The 17395-nt window shown below is 40.6% G+C and carries 24 protein-coding genes and 1 pseudogene; 3 read left to right on the top strand and 22 right to left on the bottom strand.

The features are described 5' to 3' along the window. Both ACKTSF_RS13365 and ACKTSF_RS13360 read right to left on the bottom strand, forming a co-directional pair. Positions 1-120, bottom strand: a 120-nt coding sequence (locus tag ACKTSF_RS13365; protein ID WP_407890103.1) for a recombinase family protein, incomplete at its 3' end; no start/stop codon positions are given. 253 nt (positions 121-373) lie between these two features. Then, positions 374-625, bottom strand: coding sequence for a transposase (locus ACKTSF_RS13360; protein WP_089109983.1), 252 nt, complete (start codon positions 623-625; stop codon positions 374-376). Between the two features lie 124 nt (positions 626-749). Here ACKTSF_RS13360 and ACKTSF_RS13355 point away from each other — a divergent pair, with 124 nt between their 5' ends. Next, positions 750-1007 (top strand): hypothetical protein, encoded by a 258-nt coding sequence (locus ACKTSF_RS13355; protein WP_382387728.1) that lies wholly within the window; start codon positions 750-752, stop codon positions 1005-1007. 439 nt (positions 1008-1446) lie between these two features. Here the strand turns inward: ACKTSF_RS13355 and ACKTSF_RS13350 are convergent, their stop codons facing one another. The 16 genes and pseudogenes from ACKTSF_RS13350 to mobQ all read right to left on the bottom strand — a co-directional run bounded on the left by ACKTSF_RS13350 (position 1447) and on the right by mobQ (position 15043). Beyond that, complete coding sequence (locus ACKTSF_RS13350; RefSeq protein WP_034529865.1) at positions 1447-2154, bottom strand: putative immunity/bacteriocin fusion bifunctional protein; 708 nt, start codon at positions 2152-2154, stop codon at positions 1447-1449. 32 nt (positions 2155-2186) lie between these two features. Beyond that, a complete protein-coding gene (locus ACKTSF_RS13345; RefSeq protein ID WP_034529862.1) occupies positions 2187-2612 on the bottom strand; it encodes a thioredoxin family protein in 426 nt (141 codons plus the stop codon). Positions 2613-2661: 49 nt separating this feature from the next. Continuing rightward, positions 2662-3000, bottom strand: coding sequence for a hypothetical protein (locus ACKTSF_RS13340; protein WP_057784760.1), 339 nt, complete (start codon positions 2998-3000; stop codon positions 2662-2664). Between the two features lie 23 nt (positions 3001-3023). Further along, a complete protein-coding gene (locus ACKTSF_RS13335; protein WP_125688717.1) occupies positions 3024-4535 on the bottom strand; it encodes a VirD4-like conjugal transfer protein, CD1115 family in 1512 nt (503 codons plus the stop codon). Between the two features lies 1 nt (position 4536). Continuing rightward, entirely contained in the window at positions 4537-5007 is a 471-nt protein-coding gene (locus ACKTSF_RS13330) for a hypothetical protein (protein ID WP_057784762.1), read from the bottom strand. After that, positions 5008-5376 carry a thioredoxin family protein gene (locus ACKTSF_RS13325; protein WP_125688719.1) on the bottom strand — a complete coding sequence of 123 codons (369 nt, stop codon included), beginning with the start codon at positions 5374-5376 and terminating at the stop codon, positions 5008-5010. It lies immediately after the preceding gene. Continuing rightward, a pseudogene (locus tag ACKTSF_RS13320) lies at positions 5363-5980 on the bottom strand (hypothetical protein). The gene ACKTSF_RS13325 and the pseudogene ACKTSF_RS13320 overlap by 14 nt, the downstream one beginning before the upstream one ends. Positions 5981-5993: 13 nt before the next feature. After that, on the bottom strand, positions 5994-7151 hold the full coding sequence (locus tag ACKTSF_RS13315) for a phage tail tip lysozyme (RefSeq protein WP_407890098.1): 1158 nt from the start codon (positions 7149-7151) through the stop codon (positions 5994-5996). Next, complete coding sequence (locus ACKTSF_RS13310) at positions 7152-8570, bottom strand: type VII secretion protein EssB/YukC (protein ID WP_125688725.1); 1419 nt, start codon at positions 8568-8570, stop codon at positions 7152-7154. It lies immediately after the preceding gene. Further along, positions 8563-10581: a VirB4 family type IV secretion system protein gene (locus ACKTSF_RS13305; RefSeq protein WP_125688727.1), complete on the bottom strand. Its 2019-nt coding sequence runs from the start codon at positions 10579-10581 to the stop codon at positions 8563-8565. The genes ACKTSF_RS13310 and ACKTSF_RS13305 overlap by 8 nt, the downstream gene beginning before the upstream one ends. Positions 10582-10592: 11 nt before the next feature. Continuing rightward, the gene (gene trsD, locus ACKTSF_RS13300) at positions 10593-11252 is read right to left on the bottom strand and encodes a TrsD/TraD family conjugative transfer protein (protein ID WP_125694899.1); all 660 of its coding nucleotides are present in this window, start codon (positions 11250-11252) and stop codon (positions 10593-10595) included. After that, on the bottom strand, positions 11221-11583 hold the full coding sequence (locus ACKTSF_RS13295; RefSeq protein ID WP_125694901.1) for a conjugal transfer protein: 363 nt from the start codon (positions 11581-11583) through the stop codon (positions 11221-11223). The genes trsD and ACKTSF_RS13295 overlap by 32 nt, the downstream gene beginning before the upstream one ends. A gap of 20 nt (positions 11584-11603) precedes the next feature. Continuing rightward, a complete protein-coding gene (locus tag ACKTSF_RS13290; protein WP_125688734.1) occupies positions 11604-11939 on the bottom strand; it encodes a CagC family type IV secretion system protein in 336 nt (111 codons plus the stop codon). A 1-nt stretch (position 11940) separates the two neighbouring features. Further along, a complete protein-coding gene (locus ACKTSF_RS13285; RefSeq protein ID WP_125688736.1) occupies positions 11941-12552 on the bottom strand; it encodes a hypothetical protein in 612 nt (203 codons plus the stop codon). Between the two features lie 35 nt (positions 12553-12587). After that, on the bottom strand, positions 12588-12899 hold the full coding sequence (locus ACKTSF_RS13280) for a hypothetical protein (protein ID WP_008212308.1): 312 nt from the start codon (positions 12897-12899) through the stop codon (positions 12588-12590). 83 nt (positions 12900-12982) lie between these two features. Next, on the bottom strand, positions 12983-15043 hold the full coding sequence (gene mobQ / locus ACKTSF_RS13275) for a MobQ family relaxase (protein ID WP_125688738.1): 2061 nt from the start codon (positions 15041-15043) through the stop codon (positions 12983-12985). 253 nt (positions 15044-15296) lie between these two features. Here mobQ and ACKTSF_RS13270 point away from each other — a divergent pair, with 253 nt between their 5' ends. Continuing rightward, positions 15297-15524 carry a hypothetical protein gene (locus tag ACKTSF_RS13270; protein WP_084995208.1) on the top strand — a complete coding sequence of 76 codons (228 nt, stop codon included), beginning with the start codon at positions 15297-15299 and terminating at the stop codon, positions 15522-15524. A gap of 22 nt (positions 15525-15546) precedes the next feature. Continuing rightward, the gene (locus ACKTSF_RS13265) at positions 15547-15825 is read left to right on the top strand and encodes a hypothetical protein (RefSeq protein WP_064554823.1); all 279 of its coding nucleotides are present in this window, start codon (positions 15547-15549) and stop codon (positions 15823-15825) included. Here ACKTSF_RS13265 and ACKTSF_RS13260 read toward each other — a convergent pair. From ACKTSF_RS13260 to ACKTSF_RS13245, 4 genes are all read right to left on the bottom strand, one after another. Beyond that, complete coding sequence (locus tag ACKTSF_RS13260; protein ID WP_010012556.1) at positions 15815-16495, bottom strand: ATPase; 681 nt, start codon at positions 16493-16495, stop codon at positions 15815-15817. The two genes, ACKTSF_RS13265 and ACKTSF_RS13260, sit on opposite strands and share 11 nt — an antisense overlap. Continuing rightward, positions 16492-16677, bottom strand: coding sequence for a hypothetical protein (locus tag ACKTSF_RS13255; RefSeq protein ID WP_010620892.1), 186 nt, complete (start codon positions 16675-16677; stop codon positions 16492-16494). The genes ACKTSF_RS13260 and ACKTSF_RS13255 overlap by 4 nt, the downstream gene beginning before the upstream one ends. Before the next feature lie 46 nt (positions 16678-16723). Next, the gene (locus tag ACKTSF_RS13250; RefSeq protein ID WP_010014831.1) at positions 16724-17005 is read right to left on the bottom strand and encodes a type II toxin-antitoxin system RelB/DinJ family antitoxin; all 282 of its coding nucleotides are present in this window, start codon (positions 17003-17005) and stop codon (positions 16724-16726) included. 229 nt (positions 17006-17234) lie between these two features. Next, a partial coding sequence (locus ACKTSF_RS13245) for a replication protein (protein WP_382387735.1) occupies positions 17235-17395 on the bottom strand: 161 nt, incomplete at its 5' end.

Raw genomic sequence — 17395 nt, 5'->3', positions numbered from 1 at the left:
ATTAGTGTTAGCCCCACTTAATTTATCCGTAAATAATTTATCAACGTCTTTTAAAGCCGCTAACTGTCGATCTAAATGTTGCTCCTTGGAACTCACACGCGCATAACCGATTTTAGCCATTTCCAATCTCCTTTTGGACAGTTCTAATGAACACTTGTAATTCCTAGTATAGCACAGAAATAAAAAAGACCATTAGGGTATACCCTAATGGCCTTTTCTAAAAGCTGTTTCAGATCTTTGTCTTCCAGACTTCTTTTTGAGGGCCTGTGGGCTTTATAGCGATAGTAATGCGCTCTTGAAACCCCGATGACTCGCCACATCTTAGTTACCTGGTAATTTTGGCTTTCTTGTTGGATATAATCAAAGATATCGGTTATCTCTGCGCAAGGAAGCCGAGGGCTTTTTTTAGGATTTCGTTCTCCTCAGACAGGGAAGCCAGCCGCTTTTCCATCGCTTTAATTTCGTCTGGCGATTTACCGGATTGAGTTTTGGCTTGGCCCTGGATCCACTTATGAACGGTTGAATAGCCAATGCCATATTCTCTGGCCAGTTGGGCGGCTGATTCGCCTTGTTTATATAGGTTGATGATGTTTTGTTTGAATTCTTTGTCGTAACGAGTTGGCATGTAAAAATTCCTTCCTTTTGAGAGACGATTTATTCATTATACGCTCTCTTAAAAGTTGTCTCAGGAATCAGCTTACATCCAACTTGAAAAGAGTACCTTACAACGGACAATTACCATTATTGTTATGGTGATGGGGATTATCACGCTGCTGGCGACCTTGGGGCTATTAATGTGGGTTATTGTACCGATGGTGCTGCACGGATCCGGCCTTAAGTCGATTTGGGACACTTGGCACCCTGAATTAACGGGTTGGGGCGCCGTTAGATGTATTGGGGCGATACTTACTAGCTTTTTGGTGATTTGTATCGAGCTGTTAGTGATCGGATTGCCAACCGTGATTGCGATTAAAATAATGGAATTTGTTGATAAATCGGATAGATAGGAAAACGCATAGCAAGACATTCAAATATTGGGTATTTTTTCAAAGCACGCAGGTAAACTTTAAAAGTTAACATAGTTCCAATGTAGACTTTTATCTTGCGGACAATGTAAAAGTCTACATTGGAACTTTTTTATAAATCATCTTTAATTTCTTGAAGTGTAGCATTAGAACTTGTAATTTATCTTTAGATAGGTTTTATTTATCAATGAGAATTACCTTTCTTAATTCGATATACAAGGATCCAGAAAGGTAATGCAATTAGAACAGTGCCAATTAACGGAATAAATGAATATAAAACAGCTGCGCATGTATAGTTATTTTGATAAATAACAAAATATAATAGAGCACCTGCAGAAACAATTATTCCCGAAATGGGTAAACTTTTAGTCGTGTAAAAGAGTAAATTTTTCTCATATTTTTTCATAAAAATTGCCTCTTATTAATGATTCATTGCACATGCACCTTCTGATGCAGCGCCACACACGACAGCGCAAGCTAAACCTGCGATGCCATTTACGGCAGCCCAAACTGCACAATAGGAACCACAAGCTAACACACCAGCCATACCGCATGAAAATTCTTTGCCATGAAATTTAAAATGCTTTGTCTTTTTTTTCGCCAGAATATTAATTTGATTCAGTTCATTGTTTGAGGCGGAAAATTCGGTTTTTGGTGATGTGCTCTTAGTAGTACCTTGCTCAGCAGAGAAGCTTACAACCTTATTATTGCTCTTATCAACAACCGTTTGAGTTAATATTGTAGTATTTTTGTCATTATTTTTGTAAACATTATAAACAACATCCGTTGATATAGAAGGATCTACTGAGGATGTTGCACGATAATTATATGGTGTGACTGCGTCTTGGTCATTGGTATAACCACGTTTTTTTATATTATTTAAATAGTTATTTATTTTCTCACTTTTATTTAAATTAGAAACATCTTGCTGTGCATTGCTTGAGCTCAAAGACGAAACCTTTGCACTCAAGTTTGAATATTTAAGCTCTGTATTTAAATTATGGTAATAAGATCCAACTCTAGTTTTAGCCGAACCATTAATTGGGAATAAGAACGAGCCAAGTAATACAGTAACTGAGCACATTAGTAGTCCGATAAATATTTTTTTAAAATGTTTTGCCTTACTCATAATCAACAACTCCTCTAATTTTTAAGGAACCCTTATTGTAAGAACTTGTCTACTACTGAAATTTTGGATTCTCCAACTAAACGTGTAACCTCATGGGTGCCATTGTATTTTATTAAAGTTGGTATAGCATTTACATGCAGTCCCTTTAATTTTTTATAGCTAGAATTAGGTTCGTTAGCTAAATCGACTTTAAAGATTTCCTTGTTAGGATGCTTAGCAATAGCTTGTCGGTAAATCTTTTTCATTTTTTGACAATGAATGCAGTATCTAGAAGCATAGAGGACATACGTTATCTTTCTTTTCTTTTGTTTGAGCAATTTTAATGCGGTGGTTAATTTTACATTCACCACTTTTCCTTCTGACTTTGCGAGCACTGTACTTGGAAGTAAAAACATGAGGCTGATTCCTATTACGAACAAGCAAAAACTGCTTAAAACTGTTATTTTTCGTTTTTTCATAAAAAGCCTCCTCAACACATAAAATCGATGTTAAAACAATCAATATATGCTACATGATCATAATATCACAATTAATTTTGTTTGCCATTTTAAATAAGCGAGTCTCTTGTTTTCCAGAAACGCTATTCTTACCAATAAATTTTATTTGTTCATTTCTGCCACTGTTAGTTAGCTCGTACGTGTAAACTTCACTAAACCCAGCCTCGGTTAGCGTTAGATTGCTTTTAGTAAACTTGGCAGTTGCGGCTAAACCATCACCTTTGCTAGAGTCAAACGTCCATTGATGACTCTGGAGATCTTGTGCAGTTGACTTTCCACAAGCAGTTAGGCCAACCGCAATCAGCAATACTGTCATTACAGCGATTATATATTTCCTATATGATTTCATAAGTTACTCTCCCTCTATAATCCTTATCCCAGCATTTTCTTATGTCTAGTCTCTAATTCTTGATCGATGTTGTCCTGCAATTTGTCTTCCTCATCATCAGTTGTCTGATCGGCTTTTTTGGCTTGGTGCTGTGCTTTAACTGTCTGATTCCACTTATCTACCTTGTTTTTAAAATTAGTTTCTTGACTGGCTTCTGGTTGGCCTTGATACTCGTTCTGTGACAAGTTAACCAAATGATCGGCGCCAGGAAATAGTTTAAATTGGAACGCTTTTGTAGCTTTGACCGGCCGCGCATTACTAAAGATTAATAAACTCCGATCTTCGGGCATACGCATGATTTCGTCGGGCGTCATGAGCGAACGGCTCGTATAGCTGTAACTATCGCTTTTGCTATGGCTCTCTTCGTTGCTATGACTGGTACTCTCACTTCCCGTTTCGACTTTAACGGTTGATTTACCTAACAAATCACTAAAGTATTTAGCGGTCACGTCGTTAGCCGCATTCAAGCAGATTTTAACGGCGTGATTCCCTAAGATACTTTCGGCTTTATCCTTGCCGTACAAGGCTTGCAGCTGGGTTAAGGTCTGGCAAATGGTCGTCACACCAATACCGTACCCCCGGCAAGTTGCCAGGAACTCTTCATACTTCGGAAACTTCCCTAAATTAACAAATTCATCAAGGATAAAATCGACTTGATGGGGTAATTTAGCGTGATGATCGGCAGCTAATTTGTATAATTCATCAAACAATTGTGAGAAAAACAGATTGATGAAGCTTTCGTAAGTGTTATCCATCACCGGAATAATCACGTATAGGACAACCTTAGTATTGCCAATCTCTTTTAAATCAAAATCTGAAAAGCTGGTAAAGTCGGCCACTTCTTGATCGACAAACTTCGAAATGGTTGCCAGCAAGCTCTCAATAATACTGGCTTTCATTTCCCCTTTCGCCTTTTTAAAACCTAATTCATAAGCACGTCTCGCTGGATCGGACATTTTCAAATCCAGGAACAAGGTATCTAACGGACTATCTGTGCCCTTTTCTTCGGCTTCCACATCATTTTCCTGTAAGACTTGGGTTACGCCCGCCAAGTTCCGTTGCTCTGGCGACCGGTGGTTCATGACAAACAGAATTAGTGCCTTCAAAAGTTGCCGTTGGGTACTGAACCACACGTCTTTCTTACCTTCCGCATTCTCACTTTGGACGATCTTAGTGGCGACGGTTTCGGCTTGAATATCCCGTTGAATATAATCAAAGGGATTATAGCGGTCACTGTGCGTCATGTTGGCAAAGTTGACGACATGCACTTGATAACCTTGGGCTAACTTAACCCCGGCCGTTTTTTCGTATAATTCACCTTTCGGATCGGTGACGACAATACTGTTCTCCGTTTCGTTAAACAGGTTGGTAATCACGACTGATTGGGTCTTATACGAACCGGGACCCCCGACCACAAAAATATTCCGGTTGGGTTTGGTTGAGTTGTTCTGATAAACAGCCTGCTTATCCACGATTCCTAAAATTGTGCCATTCATGTTAATCTGCCCCCTTCGATGATTTCTCACGGTCGACTAATGATTTGAGAACTGCTGCCTTGGTACTGTTGTTAAACGCTGTTGTCAGGTCTTTGGCATTGATACTAAAGTAATGGTTACTCAATTCTTTTAGATCACCCCAGGTCGCACTCCCGTGAGTTTCAGTGTCCGCAGTTTCCCACGCTTTATGTTTGCTGTTTCGTTTCAAAGCAAAATAGATGGTGTATAGGATCACGGCGACACTGACAATAATTAGTACCGGGTTCTTTTGGCCTAAATATAAGTTGTAATAGTGCCAAGGGTGTAAAGCTAATTGTTTTAATACGGTTGGCATATGATCCGCAAAGGTTAGCTTATAACGGGACAAGGCCATGACAGAGCCAGCTAAAATCTCCGCTAAATACAAGCCAATGATTAGCGTTAGTAAATACGGCCAGCTTGCTTTAATGGCATTTAAGAGTTTACTTTTCATCTAATCACCTACGATCTGTTTAATCTTTTGTTGGTTGGTTCCGGTGTACCGTTGCTTGCAATGGATCAAGGTTGGCACCGACGTTAGTTGATACTTCTGAATGTAATGGCGATTCTGCGGCTGATTCATGTTGATAAACACAATGTTATGACTAATTGCGTTGTGCCAATAGATTCGGTGAAAAATGGATTGACAATCCGGGCAATCATCGCGATAGAAGAACAACACTTTTTTAGGGTGCTTAGCTAACGTCACGATTGATCGCTGTTTTTCCACGTGATTCACGTATTGATGATTAGCAAAGCTACTAACGGCTAAAACCACCACGATTACCGCTAGGACTTTGCTAACCCGTTTAATTAAGGTCACTGGCTTTAAAGCTACTACCTAAATTTTGTACCGCGGTGATTCGATTCGTGGTGGTATCGAAGGTCACCTGGTAAAGTACCGTCGCCTTTTGCCAGTCGTTGTCGCCACTCTTACTTTGGTAACTAACAACCGCCAAGCCTTTCATGTTTTGCCCCTACTTACTTTGTGTATACAGATTCAGTTGGTTTAACTTGGCTGAAACACTATTGCTATCGCCATAAGTCCCTTTATTGGAAAAGTATTGCTGATATAACTTGTCGGAAATCAAGTTTTTAACGCCATCTTTACGCTGACCGTAGGTCTTGGGCTTAAAGTTATTCATGACATCAAAGAACTTGGTGACCACCGTATTAAAGCTAAGTTCAGCCGAACTTTTGTCTTTATTATTTTGGTAGGTCTTATAACTGTCAATTTGGGTGCTCAATAACTGCTTTTGTTGGTTGGTTTTAGCCAATTGCTGACTAACTTGTCGCTTCTGTTGTTGTATGCGCGTGATCTGCTGTTGCGCCTGTTTAACTTGGCTATGTTGATAGGCATTCGCCCCTAATGACAGAACTAAGATCAAGCTACCAATCGCAACACTTAAAACCATGCTCCGCTTCATTTATTTATCCTCCTTACTTCTTGATCGGCCGGGCTAACGTCACATCACTACCACTTAGTAAGCTATAAAAGGCGGTGCCAAAGGTGCTTTCATTAATCTTGTCACCTGTCCCACCTTGCTCAATAATCTTGGTGGCTTTGCCTTGCCATTTGCCTAACAGAATGGCCGTATGGCCGTTGTTTCCCGCGCCGGCGCCTTGATTGACAATCACAATATCGCCGGCTTTCGCGTCATTTTCACTGATTTGTTTAAGATATTGATGACTGCCTTTGGCGTCACTGGCCATTGTGCCGGTAAACCAACCCATGTTGGCCGGTACCTTGTAACCAGCCTTATTCAAGGATAACCAGACAAAGCCGGAACAATCCGTGCCACCAGTTTTATTGGGATTCTTTAAATCGCTACCTAGATCAAGACTGGGGTGCGTTTGCACATAGTAGAAGTCCCCCTTCATGCTTTCCGCGTTTTTGACGATACTACCGCCGGAGTAACTCGGATCACTGCTACAACCAAGTTGGTTAATGTCGCCGGTACTAGCATTATCGAGCGTATTACTAGATACTGGATCACTGGCACCAAACACTGAATACCAGTGATCGGCATAGCCGTATCTTTGGCTTAGATACCATTGTTCCGGGTTTTTGCTCATACCCTCGAAATCCATCAACCAGTCCTTGGTCGCTTTGTGCACGTCCGTGTATTTGAATATCTTCTTATTTGACGCATAGTAACTACTGTTCAATTCTTGGTCGAGATAATCTAATTGCACTCCGAGATTTGTGTCTGGTTTGTTTTCTTTGTGAGCTAAGTCTTCCAGTTTATCTTTTCGGCCATCTAACCATTGGGCTAAGCCCGTGGCACCGGAACTTGAATTAACAGATTGTGGATCAAGCCGACTTTCTAGTTGTAACACCCCCAAAATACCGGCGGCCGCTTGTGGGGTTGCGCCATACTTCTGTTTCCAATGCGCATAGATATTTTTAGCATTGGACGTCATGTCCTTGCTATCGAGCTGGGTCTGGGTTGCGGTAGTCGAATCATCGCAGCTGTTTTCTTGCAATTGACCAGTGACTGCCGCAATTAGCAAGATGATTAGCAGAATGGCGCCGCCCACAATATAAGCAATCAACTTCCACTTCTTTTTCTTATATTCAAACGACAGTACCTGCATTTAATCACCCACTTTTTGCTTGGCTTGATCGACCTGTTTTTGCGCTGCTGATTGATCGCTTTGCGCATTCTTTAAGTCCGACTTAGCCGAATCCACCTTCTTGTCTTTATCCTTATCTTTGCCGCCGTCAATCTTGTTGGCGTCGTCTAATTTCTTTTGCGCATCGCTAACTTCGTTCTTAGCGGAATTGAGGCTTAACAGCGCTTTTAAATACTTAGCTTTAGGACTGTTTACGCCGGCTAACTTGGTTTGGACGGTCTGGGCGTCTTGCGTATCGTTATGGGCTACAAAAGCTTGTCCGATTCTCAATAGCACGTCTCCATTAGTGGCAAAGGATAATTGGTTATTCAACGTATTGGTATCGTAGTTGACGATGGCCTTTTCTAGCGATAATTGGTCTTTTTGTTTACTTGTTGCACTGCTTGGTAACTGCCAATCGGCCACTTGGCTACTATCTTGGTTGGCATAAGCCGTGTTGACAACCTTGTTTAACTGACTTGGATCAACCTTTAAGGCTTGCTGGTATTGTTTATGCTTTAGGAATGTTTGGGCTTGCTTGTTTGAACTGTATCCGGCCTTTTTCATGGCTTTTTGGGCTTCTGACCACTTCTGATCATTTAAAGCCGTTTGAATTTTCCCGCTATATCTTAATCGCGTGACCTGGGCTTGATTCTGATTAGCTAGGCTCTGATACTTCCGTTCATCATTTTTGTGAACTAAACCGATAGCAACCACAGCCACAATCGCAATCCCAGTCACACTTAACCAAAAACGTTGCTTGTTTTTCTGCTGGTTCTGTTCAACTGCTTGCCATTCGTGGTAACTGACAAAATCCTCAATGCCGTTAACCACTTCTTTTAATTCGGCTAACGACGTGGCTTTAGCCACTTGTTGTAAATACTCGTCAGGGTGTTTGGCTAGGGCTTCTTTAGGGTTGCTCAATAGCCGTTCATATGGCGTCCCCGTTAAACAAAATAGGATTAAAGCCTTGTACTTAGCTAAGTTGCTGTGCTTATCATCATAAGGCATGAGTTCATTGGCGCGATAAGCGTACCAAACGTGTTGCATTGGGTAATACCATAGATTGGCTGGGTTCAACGCAATATGGTATTGACTATCCGTGACCACGTCCTGGCTCATGATTTCATTAGCAATCGCTGACCGGATCGCCTTATTTTCATGGGGTAATTCCTTTAGTGATTTGACCTTATCTGGCAAGGTATAAGTCAAAACGACCTTCTGGTCTTGCTCAACCACGTTAACCAACTGCAAGAAATTGGGATCAACTTGCTTTAATTCGTTTAGCTCACTTAATTGGTCGTATCGAAATTGATTGTGATTGAGTTCAAGGATTAACTTGTTCCCTTGTCGTTTGAACGTGCCAACCTCAATATTCAATAGCTGGTTTGCTTTACTCATTTAAAGTCCCTCCTTCCTCTTCGGTGGTAGTCAAGGCGTCAATTTCACTTGGTGTCAGGATCACACGCTTTTGATAATCCGGTTGTCCGGTGGTCTCACGGTTGTATTTTTCTTGGTAAGCTTCTGGGTCGATTAACCGCAATTCTTCTTCGGTTAGCTCCACCCGCATAAAAGCGCGTTGGCTACCATAGATCATCAGGGCTTCACCTTGTCTACGGCGTTCTAGTAACTTCTTTTCCTTATCCGAGAACGTCATGCGTAGTTTCGTAATCACATCATCAACGCCTTTACCGTCAAGGCCAAAGAACACTTTGGTATAGGAGTTCCCGATGATGGCTTCACCAATATTTTGACCGGTGTCCGTTGTGCCTTCGATCACATCTTGAATTTGCTGCGTTCCGGCAATCGCCCCGGCATTGTATTTTCTAAACCGTTTGTAGGCTTGATGGAAAAAGGTGGCAGCCGCTTTGTGTAAGGTTAAAAAGTGAAATTCATCAACAAACAATTTCTTGCGGCTATGCCGATCTTTGGTGATTTCGTCCCACAAATACTGGAAGGTATTCAGATAAGCCGCTGATTGGACTTCCTGTTCACTTTGTAGTGGTTTTAGATCAAAAGAAATGATCTTCCCCTTTAGGTTTACGTTGGTATGCCCGTCAAATAGGCTGTTAGAACCATGGGTATAACTGCCTAAGATGTAGTAAAAGTCTTTTACCCGACTAAATTTATCAGCGTCCTTATCAGCCAGTTTTTCCAACTCGTCATAGACATTCGACAAAGTCGGCCATTGATCGTCTTTAACCTCTTTTAAGCGGCTATATTTCAAAACGCCACTGTTGACGTAAGCTTGTTTAACGACATCATCAAGGATTGCCAGCTCAACTTGGGTAATCCCGGTTTTAAGGACTTCAAATAATCCCTTTAATCGCTGGATTTTATCTTTGACTAGTAAATCAAGGTTTGTGACCGTTTCATCGGCGCTTAAGATTTCCTCGGAAAAGATTTGTAGCGGGTTAATTTTGTACTTCGCATTAGAAGTTAAGTGCAAGACTGCCCCACCCAATGCTTCAACAATCTTGGTATATTCATTTTCCGGATCAATAATGTAGATTTGATAGTCTTGAATGGCATAGCGTAAGATTTTCTGGATCATATAGGTCGTCTTGCCGACCCCGGAAGTTCCGATAATCACTTGATTTTGGTTCAGGGTCTTGTTGCGGTCCAACATATCCACGGCAATTAAACTGTTAGTGTCTTTGTTAACTCCTTCAATATCGCTCCTGGGCTTTAAGTCCAAAATCTCGGCGTCATCAAAGGGAAACATACTGCTGGCTACTTCGGTATTACTTTCTTTATAGGTGTAATCCCCCATCAGGTTCTCGTTAATTGGCATGGTTGACCAAAAAGCTTGGAAGGTGGCCTTAACAGGCACGAGGGGCTTCATTTGTAGCTTAATCAGCGTATTTTTAACGTTTTCGGTTAAGTCATCTAATTCCGCTAAACTGTTGGCCCGCAGATAAATGAGCATATGTTGGTACACAAATGTGGTAGAATTATCGAGGTATTTATCTAGTTGCATGTTGGCTGAATCAATATAATTTTGCAGAATCTTCTTTTTATACGGGTCGAACGTATTGAGCTTCTGCGCTTCCTTATTTTGAATCGTCTTCTTGTAATAGGTAATCATTGAATTGTTACTGGCGCTGTCGATATATTGCACAATATCGATAACGCCTTTTTTGCGCTTCAATTCTGACAACCAGTTGCCGTACACTCGTTTGGGATAGTCAGCAATCGCTAACACTCGAATAAAGTTCTCACCCGATTGAACATAGGTGGGGTACTGTTCCCAGCTGAACGGGAATAGTGAATGCAAGCTATCGCGATCAATCAGCTTGGTAAAGTCTTCAACCTCCAGTTTGGGCTTACTACCCGTTTGGCCGCTGTTGCCTTGATTACTTTCTTTTTTAGTTGGCATAAATAAATCAATGACCTTATCACCAAAACTCATGCTGTTGCCTCCTATCCATTAAAATTGATCAAGTTCTTTAAAATCTCTTGGACTTCCTGACTAGTCAAAACTTTGGCCGTCACATCAAAGTCCGTTAACGCATTTTCAATATCCCGTTTAACCTGTTCGATCTTTTCGTCTAAATGAGTGACCGCTAGGTTTAAGCTCTTAACACTTTTGTCCTTAATTGGCACCTTAACGATTAGCAGATGTTGCTTCGTCGTCATGTTTTTGGATTCCTGGACTTTAGTAAAGTGGTCCAAATAACTGGCAATTAATTGAATTTTGAACTGTTGCTCGGGGTGATCTTTTTGTAGTGCGAGATACCGCCTTTTGAGACCATTGAGATAAGCCGTCATATTGACAGGTATTGTTGGTTCTAAGAACTGTAATGTGTCATCAACGCCTTCACCTAAGGTACTCATGAGAAACGCGCCATAGTCCTCAAAAACGTCCTGTTGTTCGGTTTCATTAAGTAGATCAAGGTTGATCCCACTAACTTCCAAAATGCCAACGAGATTACCCGTTTTGGTAACTTCGTAATTACCATACATACCCACCACCAAGCTCATGTCATCAATGGTCTCTTTGCCACCATTGATTTTAGGCGGTTGGTAATCCCAGTCGAGTTCCGCTGATTTATTGGCGATTTTGCTCTTCTTCAAACGCATTTAGTTCACCTCGCTTCTTCGGTTGTAAATAAAACAGTTTCTGACCATTGGCATAGCGACGTTTCAACTTAAAGTTATCCCGCACTTTAATATTCTTCCGCGCCGCAACTGGCCTAATTGTTAAAATAGCCATGACAATCGTCATGGCTAAGACAACAATCACTATTTTTATCAGGACTAAAATCAACCCATAGGGTGGGATCGCAATAAAAATTAAGCCCACTAGTCCTGCCAGTCCCGCTATGCCAAAATCCTTCAAGGTGTAGTCTTTCCAGATCCCGTAATCTTTATCAACGTTTTCTGGGAAGATAAATTCTTTTCCTTTCTTCATTTGGCAGGCTCCTTTTTAAATTAAGTGAATAGACTGTAAACCCAAGGTAATAGCCAGATAATTGCAGCTGCTAGGGCAACTAAGCCGGCAACTCGTCCAACCGCATGATAGACTTCGGACTTTTCTCGCGGATCGTCTGCGTCAGGCATTCTTTTGATAATAATAAATAGTGCGACACAAATCCCGACTAAAACGACCAACCCGGTTAAAATACCTTGAATCGTCTTCCCAGCGCTGGTTAGCTTACTTTTAACTTCGCCACCGTCTGCGGCAAAGACGACCTGAGCGTTCATCAATCCCAAGTAAATTGTGGTGGCTCCAGTAGTTGCTAACGCTTTTACTTTGTTGAACTTCATGTTATTCCTCCTTTCCGTCTTCCTGTGACCGTAATTGAACCGATTCTGCCTGCGTTTCTTCTGGCTCACGCTGATAGAATTTATCCAATTGTTCCTCGGCAATTTGCTGGCTTGGTAATGGGTCAGTAGCTAAATTAACGCGGCCATTTTCACTCGTGGCTAAGTAATACTCCTTTTCTGACTGACTTAGCTCTTGGGTCTCTAAGACATGCACATTATGTTCATAACGGCCTAAGGCGTTATCAACTTCTAAGCCATAGAAGCCTAAGAAACCTTCTAAGAAGCTCTCACCAAAAAAGGTCATTTCGTTTTTGATCTGCTTATATTGATGGGTCGGTTTATCACTTACCAACTTTTCGGTCTTTTTAGCATTTTGACTGTCTTGATGGCGATTAAACCAGCCCCTAAGTTTTAATGGCGGAGTTTTTAGCTGACGTTTAACCGTCTTCTTAATCATTGCTCGGCGAACTTCATCGATTGGCTGACCATCTTGATCTAAAATTGCTTGTAGCTGTTTTTGATCGGTTAATTTTTGATCATCATCGACTACAATCGCCTTTTGATCATCATGAACTAACTTGCCATTAATGCCTTGCCAGCTTTCTGCTTTCATTGGATCACCTCCTCAAAAAAAGCGCGTTAGGGACGCTAAACAACTAGCTTTCCCCTAACCCGCCCGGTAAAATGGATTGTTAGGAGGGTGACACCTAGAATCGTAACTTCCAGGTGCTGATCCCCGTTAGCAACTTCACTGCTTACGAGGACGCCCTCTTTTTTTATGTGGTTTTTAATCCATTCAATGCCATCTTCAGATATTAATTTAACTTTGCCCGTTTCCATGAGCATTTCACTTGGCAACTCGTTAGGGTGCCGTCTTAACCAAACACTCACGTACGTACTACCTCGTTCAAGCTTGAGACTAGCTTGAGCTAAGCTAAACCATTCCTGTTTCTTTGTCACATGTGAATACTCCTTTCCCTATATTATGGGTTCATTGTACCATTAAATGAGCACGTTGGTGCACTTTTAATTTTACATTTAGATTACAAGTGCATGCCCCCATCTTCATGCCGGTTTCGAGTTTGGTGTTGCCGTTGCTTTTTCGTCATTTCCCACTCGGTCTCCTTTAGTCCACGTAGTTGCTGTTTTCTTAGATAGTCTGTATTTTTCGCATATAAAGTGGTCATTAAGGCTTCGTCCAAAATATTCATCAGGTAATTTTTCGGGCTAGTTGGGTGGTAATTAATGGCCTGATAGTCCTTAACTTGAGCTCGCTTATATTGATCAAAGCGCATTGTCTGTTGTTTCAAACGGGTTTGCACCATTTCAATTTGTTGGTGATCCAACTTAGGATCTTGGCCACATTCGCCAATAAACAGTTGCCGGGTGCCATCATGTTTTAAGACCCGTTGCAGTCGATGATCCTGAATATCTTTTAATTCCATTTTACCTAACAGGTAATTTAAACCGGCTTGATGTTGCTGACTAGTAAAGACTACCGGTGGCTGCTGTTGCAATTGACTAAGATCATCGGCGCTTAATGGCTTTAATTCTGGGTCATAGTAAACCACAGCGGTATAGATTTGCTCCTTGTCAATCGTCTCTAGCTTATCGAGGTCACTGTCCGGAAAAGCAGTCGTTAGAATGCTGTCGTATTGGGTTTGCACCACGGCTTTAACTTCCCGCATGACCCGTAAATCTTTCACCGCTTTAGAAATGAATTCGAGTTCGCTTGGTTGATAAGCGGCTAGTATGCCCCGATCAGTAGGCTTCAAATCGTCTAACTGGTGACCATGTTTGGCTAGTACCGTGGTTAATTGCTTCTTAATTGTTTGGACCTGCTGATTAACTAACTGCCAGCTGGTATATGGCCGCTTGGTAAACGTCAATAATTGCTGGGTTAATAAGTCGTTTCGAATATCCGCTAACCGTTCTGCCAATTCGCTACCCTTAAAAATCGTTTGTTCACTATTAGTTTCTTTAATCAGTTCCCGTCGTTCAGCTGCGGTTGTCTGTTCAAAATTAAGTTCCGGATAAAGCTTTTTCGTTGCTCGTTCCACCACTTTATTTAACAACTGGTTAGCTTGTGCTAGTGATGTCGTTTGCTGGTCAATAGTCAGCAGTTGCTTGGTTACATCTTCACCAATGGCATGTTTGATTAATAAGCTGTTTTTCCAATTAAACAGCATGCGCTGTTTATCATCTAAATGTTCTAAATCGACATAGGTTTTCAATTGCTGACTTAGATGACTAATTGTGTGTTTTTCAGAGAACGATAGCTCGTCAGTTAACGCGTCAAAATGTTCATGATTTCTTATCTTTTCGTCAAGATTATGATATTTAGCTTGAGCGTTTCTTTGCGCTCTAACTTGTTGATTAAATGCTTTTCGATTTTTTCTTTGGCTGTTAATGCCTTCGTGTTGGGTAGGTGTCTCTTGAATCCCTTGATCGACAAACGATTTTTCACTAATCCGATCCGGAATATTTTTTTGTGCTAAAGACTGATTAACACTTGTTGCCCAATTATGCCGCCACTCATTAATTTTTTCCTTTTTATCCCAATCAACCAACCAAATTTTCCTTTGTTTTGGAAACCCGCTTTTGGTTAAAAGTTGCTTGCCATTTTCATCTTTAATGTACTGCGTCTTTGCTTTTAATCCCCAACTACCATCGGGGTTAAATGGGCGATTGGTTAACATCACATGTGCGTGCGGATTGTCTGAGTGATCGCGATGAATTGCTACGTCAGCTACCATACCTTGATCGACAAAATTTTCTTGCACATATTTTGTCAGTAATTCTTTCTGTTCGGATTCACTTAATTCTACCGGTAAAGCCACGTTAAATTCTTTGGCATACCGCGAGTTTGATTTACGATCGTTCTTTTCAACTTCATTCCATAATTGTTCTCGATTACTGGCCCATTCTGGTGCATTTTTGGGGGTTAAAATAAAGCTTTCTGGCATAACCGAGCGGGCATAAAAATAGTGGCGGCCTTCTTGATTATCAAATAATTTTTCACCACTTCGATAAGCGGCACTGGCAATGGCACTGCGTCCTTTACCAGCACTAATATTACTAAAACTCATATGAAATATTGCCATGTTAGTCACCTCTTTACTTTGATTCTATGGGTTTTCCTCTGTTGTCGCCATCGGCGACTTCTAATACAGGTTTTTTGGGGGTTAGCACAACATAGAATTAATTCTATGTGTAAGTGCGCATTGACCTCATTTCACTCGGTCTGCTGATTCTCCTGAATTTACTTTTAGTGTATGCCTTCCGCTTCGCTATTTCAACTTTTATCCTTTGACTTAACGTTTCCCTTATGATATAGTTTCGGTGATTATTTCTAATATGATTGGAGGGATCGTTATGTCTCAAAGCAACTTAGAAAAACAAGAAGCTAAATTAAAAGCCCTTAATCAAAAAATTAAGGACGAAAAAAATAAGATTGAACAACGTCTAGGTAAACAAATCATCAGTCAAGCCAATTTAGATTATGCTAATTTGTCTAACGATCAGATTAAGCTTTTATCCAAGCAATTTTCTGAATTTTTAAAGGTAAAGTCCGTAGATCATTAGCCATACGAGATGGGGCAATTCCATGTCTAATCAATATGAAAAACTAGTCGAGCAGCAAGCGCGTTTAAAACAAAAAATTGAGCGGGAAGATTTTAAGTTACGGCAATCTAAATACTATGAAAATCGGCAAGCCCGCAAAGCCCGTTCTCGCCGATTAATTCAAAAAGGGGCTTTGCTCGAAAAATACTTTCAAGCTAATAACCTCTCGGTCGAACAAACCGAAGAACTTTTAAAAATATTTGCTGACTATGTTAACGCCCATAAACCGAATAAACTCAAAAACGATCAGCCTAGTAACTAGGCCGATCGTTTTTATTTTCTGGATCATTTTTAGGCTTTACTTCTGGGTTTTGATCTGCAAAATTTTGTAACTGCTTTTGCACCTTTTCTGGATAAGTAATATTTTGGTTTATCCAAGGAAAATGCCTCAAATCGTTCTTAAAAACTTGTCCCTTCTCTCTTGCATAAACAGAGGTAAACTTTTCGCTATTATCATAGATCATGACCTTATCAGATTTAAAGGCCACTAATGGCAAATTATGTTTGGATTGCTGATAACGTTTCTTGATCGTTGCTACTGGAACACCGTGGCCACCTTTTTGTACCCGTTCGTTGACCCTTTGGATAGCTAAATTTTCATCTCGCAAAGCAACATATAATAAAGTCACTTCAAAACCATTTTTGTGAGCTTTGTCAATCAAATTGAGTTGAGCTTTGCCTCTACCTGCCAGTGTTGTTTCTACGTGAATACTTTGCTGGTGATCTAAAGCATAGTGTAGTTGTTTGATTTCTTCTTTCATGGCTTTTAAGTTGTCACTATCTTTATGCCAATCGCCACCCATTTGTCTTAAAAGTTCATCAGCGTTAATCCGTTTTGTTTTGTCAAACAAGATGGGGAATGTATCGTATAGCGTACTTTTCCCTGCTCCGTTAATACCAGCAACAATAATGTATTGTGGTTTATCTATCAACGGACAAAGTCCTTTCGCTTAATAACCTCATCTTGCCTTTTATCTAAAAAGTAGGTATATAAAGCGTCATATACTTTGCGCTTTTCTGGATCTGGTTCATGTAATGACTTATCAAGTAAATCTTTTAAATCCGTTTCTTTGGCAATTTCAAAAAAGTCATTAATTGTGATTGTATCTTTCATGTTCATCACACTTCCAAGTTATTAATTTATTTAATCTGATAAGCCATTAGTCCTCATCTGGATCATTGAGCCAATCAGCGACTTCTTTAGCGTCTTTGAACTCTGTTACTGGTGTCTCTTTGGTAGCCTTTAAAAGGCTTAAATTAGCTCTTTCGGCTTCGCTCAGGGCTGGTTTAAACGGTAATGCTGCGTCAGCTACGATCCGCTTATAAAACATATTGATCGCGGTAGTTGGGTTTAGACCTAACTGGCTTAAAACGGCTTCGGTATTATCTGCCAATTCTTTGTCAATCTGGACTTGTACGCGTTTCTTTTCCTTAACTGCCATGATTTTCTCGCCCCCCCCTTTTATTACTACTCATATTATACTAATCTTTGAGTACCATCTCAATTAGCCTGCTTCTTTAAAAGTTGTGAATTTAAGTTTGCTGTCCTTTCCGCAATGGCACTTATACAACGTTCCTAAAGTGCCCGTAAGCGCATTTTAAAACTCGTTTAATATAATTATGCTCTATCTGTTTAAAACAGCTTAAATGGCCTTATATAGCTTTTTAGTTTTAAGCACGCTCATCGTTAGGGTGTTTGGCCGCATATTCTCTAGCCGCTTGTTTATTCCACCAAACACCAAATAGATTTTGCATGGTGCCGTACAGGTAGTTTTCCACGTTCTTGATGTGCTTCTCATTGCTTCTTAGGGCGTTAAAGTAACGTCTCAAGG

The sequence above is a fragment of the Levilactobacillus muriae genome, from assembly GCF_045862015.1.
Lineage (GTDB): Bacteria > Bacillota > Bacilli > Lactobacillales > Lactobacillaceae > Levilactobacillus > Levilactobacillus muriae.
The sequence above is the reverse complement of the archived record's forward strand: the minus strand, read 5'-3'. Positions and strand labels throughout refer to the sequence as shown.

Coding starts and splice junctions, on each gene's coding strand:
- ACKTSF_RS13270 (WP_084995208.1), top strand. CDS start 15,297: ATGATTGGAGGGATCGTTATGTCTCAAAGCAACTTAGAAAAACAAGAA.
- ACKTSF_RS13255 (WP_010620892.1), bottom strand. CDS start 16,677: ATGAAAGATACAATCACAATTAATGACTTTTTTGAAATTGCCAAAGAA.
- ACKTSF_RS13345 (WP_034529862.1), bottom strand. CDS start 2,612: ATGAAAAAACGAAAAATAACAGTTTTAAGCAGTTTTTGCTTGTTCGTA.
- ACKTSF_RS13340 (WP_057784760.1), bottom strand. CDS start 3,000: ATGAAATCATATAGGAAATATATAATCGCTGTAATGACAGTATTGCTG.
- ACKTSF_RS13315 (WP_407890098.1), bottom strand. CDS start 7,151: ATGCAGGTACTGTCGTTTGAATATAAGAAAAAGAAGTGGAAGTTGATT.
- ACKTSF_RS13310 (WP_125688725.1), bottom strand. CDS start 8,570: ATGAGTAAAGCAAACCAGCTATTGAATATTGAGGTTGGCACGTTCAAA.
- ACKTSF_RS13285 (WP_125688736.1), bottom strand. CDS start 12,552: ATGAAAGCAGAAAGCTGGCAAGGCATTAATGGCAAGTTAGTTCATGAT.
- ACKTSF_RS13355 (WP_382387728.1), top strand. CDS start 750: ATGGTGATGGGGATTATCACGCTGCTGGCGACCTTGGGGCTATTAATG.
- ACKTSF_RS13265 (WP_064554823.1), top strand. CDS start 15,547: ATGTCTAATCAATATGAAAAACTAGTCGAGCAGCAAGCGCGTTTAAAA.
- ACKTSF_RS13360 (WP_089109983.1), bottom strand. CDS start 625: ATGCCAACTCGTTACGACAAAGAATTCAAACAAAACATCATCAACCTA.
- ACKTSF_RS13250 (WP_010014831.1), bottom strand. CDS start 17,005: ATGGCAGTTAAGGAAAAGAAACGCGTACAAGTCCAGATTGACAAAGAA.
- mobQ (WP_125688738.1), bottom strand. CDS start 15,043: ATGGCAATATTTCATATGAGTTTTAGTAATATTAGTGCTGGTAAAGGA.
- ACKTSF_RS13295 (WP_125694901.1), bottom strand. CDS start 11,583: ATGAAGAAAGGAAAAGAATTTATCTTCCCAGAAAACGTTGATAAAGAT.
- ACKTSF_RS13335 (WP_125688717.1), bottom strand. CDS start 4,535: ATGAATGGCACAATTTTAGGAATCGTGGATAAGCAGGCTGTTTATCAG.
- trsD (WP_125694899.1), bottom strand. CDS start 11,252: ATGCGTTTGAAGAAGAGCAAAATCGCCAATAAATCAGCGGAACTCGAC.
- ACKTSF_RS13350 (WP_034529865.1), bottom strand. CDS start 2,154: ATGAGTAAGGCAAAACATTTTAAAAAAATATTTATCGGACTACTAATG.
- ACKTSF_RS13290 (WP_125688734.1), bottom strand. CDS start 11,939: ATGAAGTTCAACAAAGTAAAAGCGTTAGCAACTACTGGAGCCACCACA.
- ACKTSF_RS13305 (WP_125688727.1), bottom strand. CDS start 10,581: ATGAGTTTTGGTGATAAGGTCATTGATTTATTTATGCCAACTAAAAAA.
- ACKTSF_RS13330 (WP_057784762.1), bottom strand. CDS start 5,007: ATGAAAAGTAAACTCTTAAATGCCATTAAAGCAAGCTGGCCGTATTTA.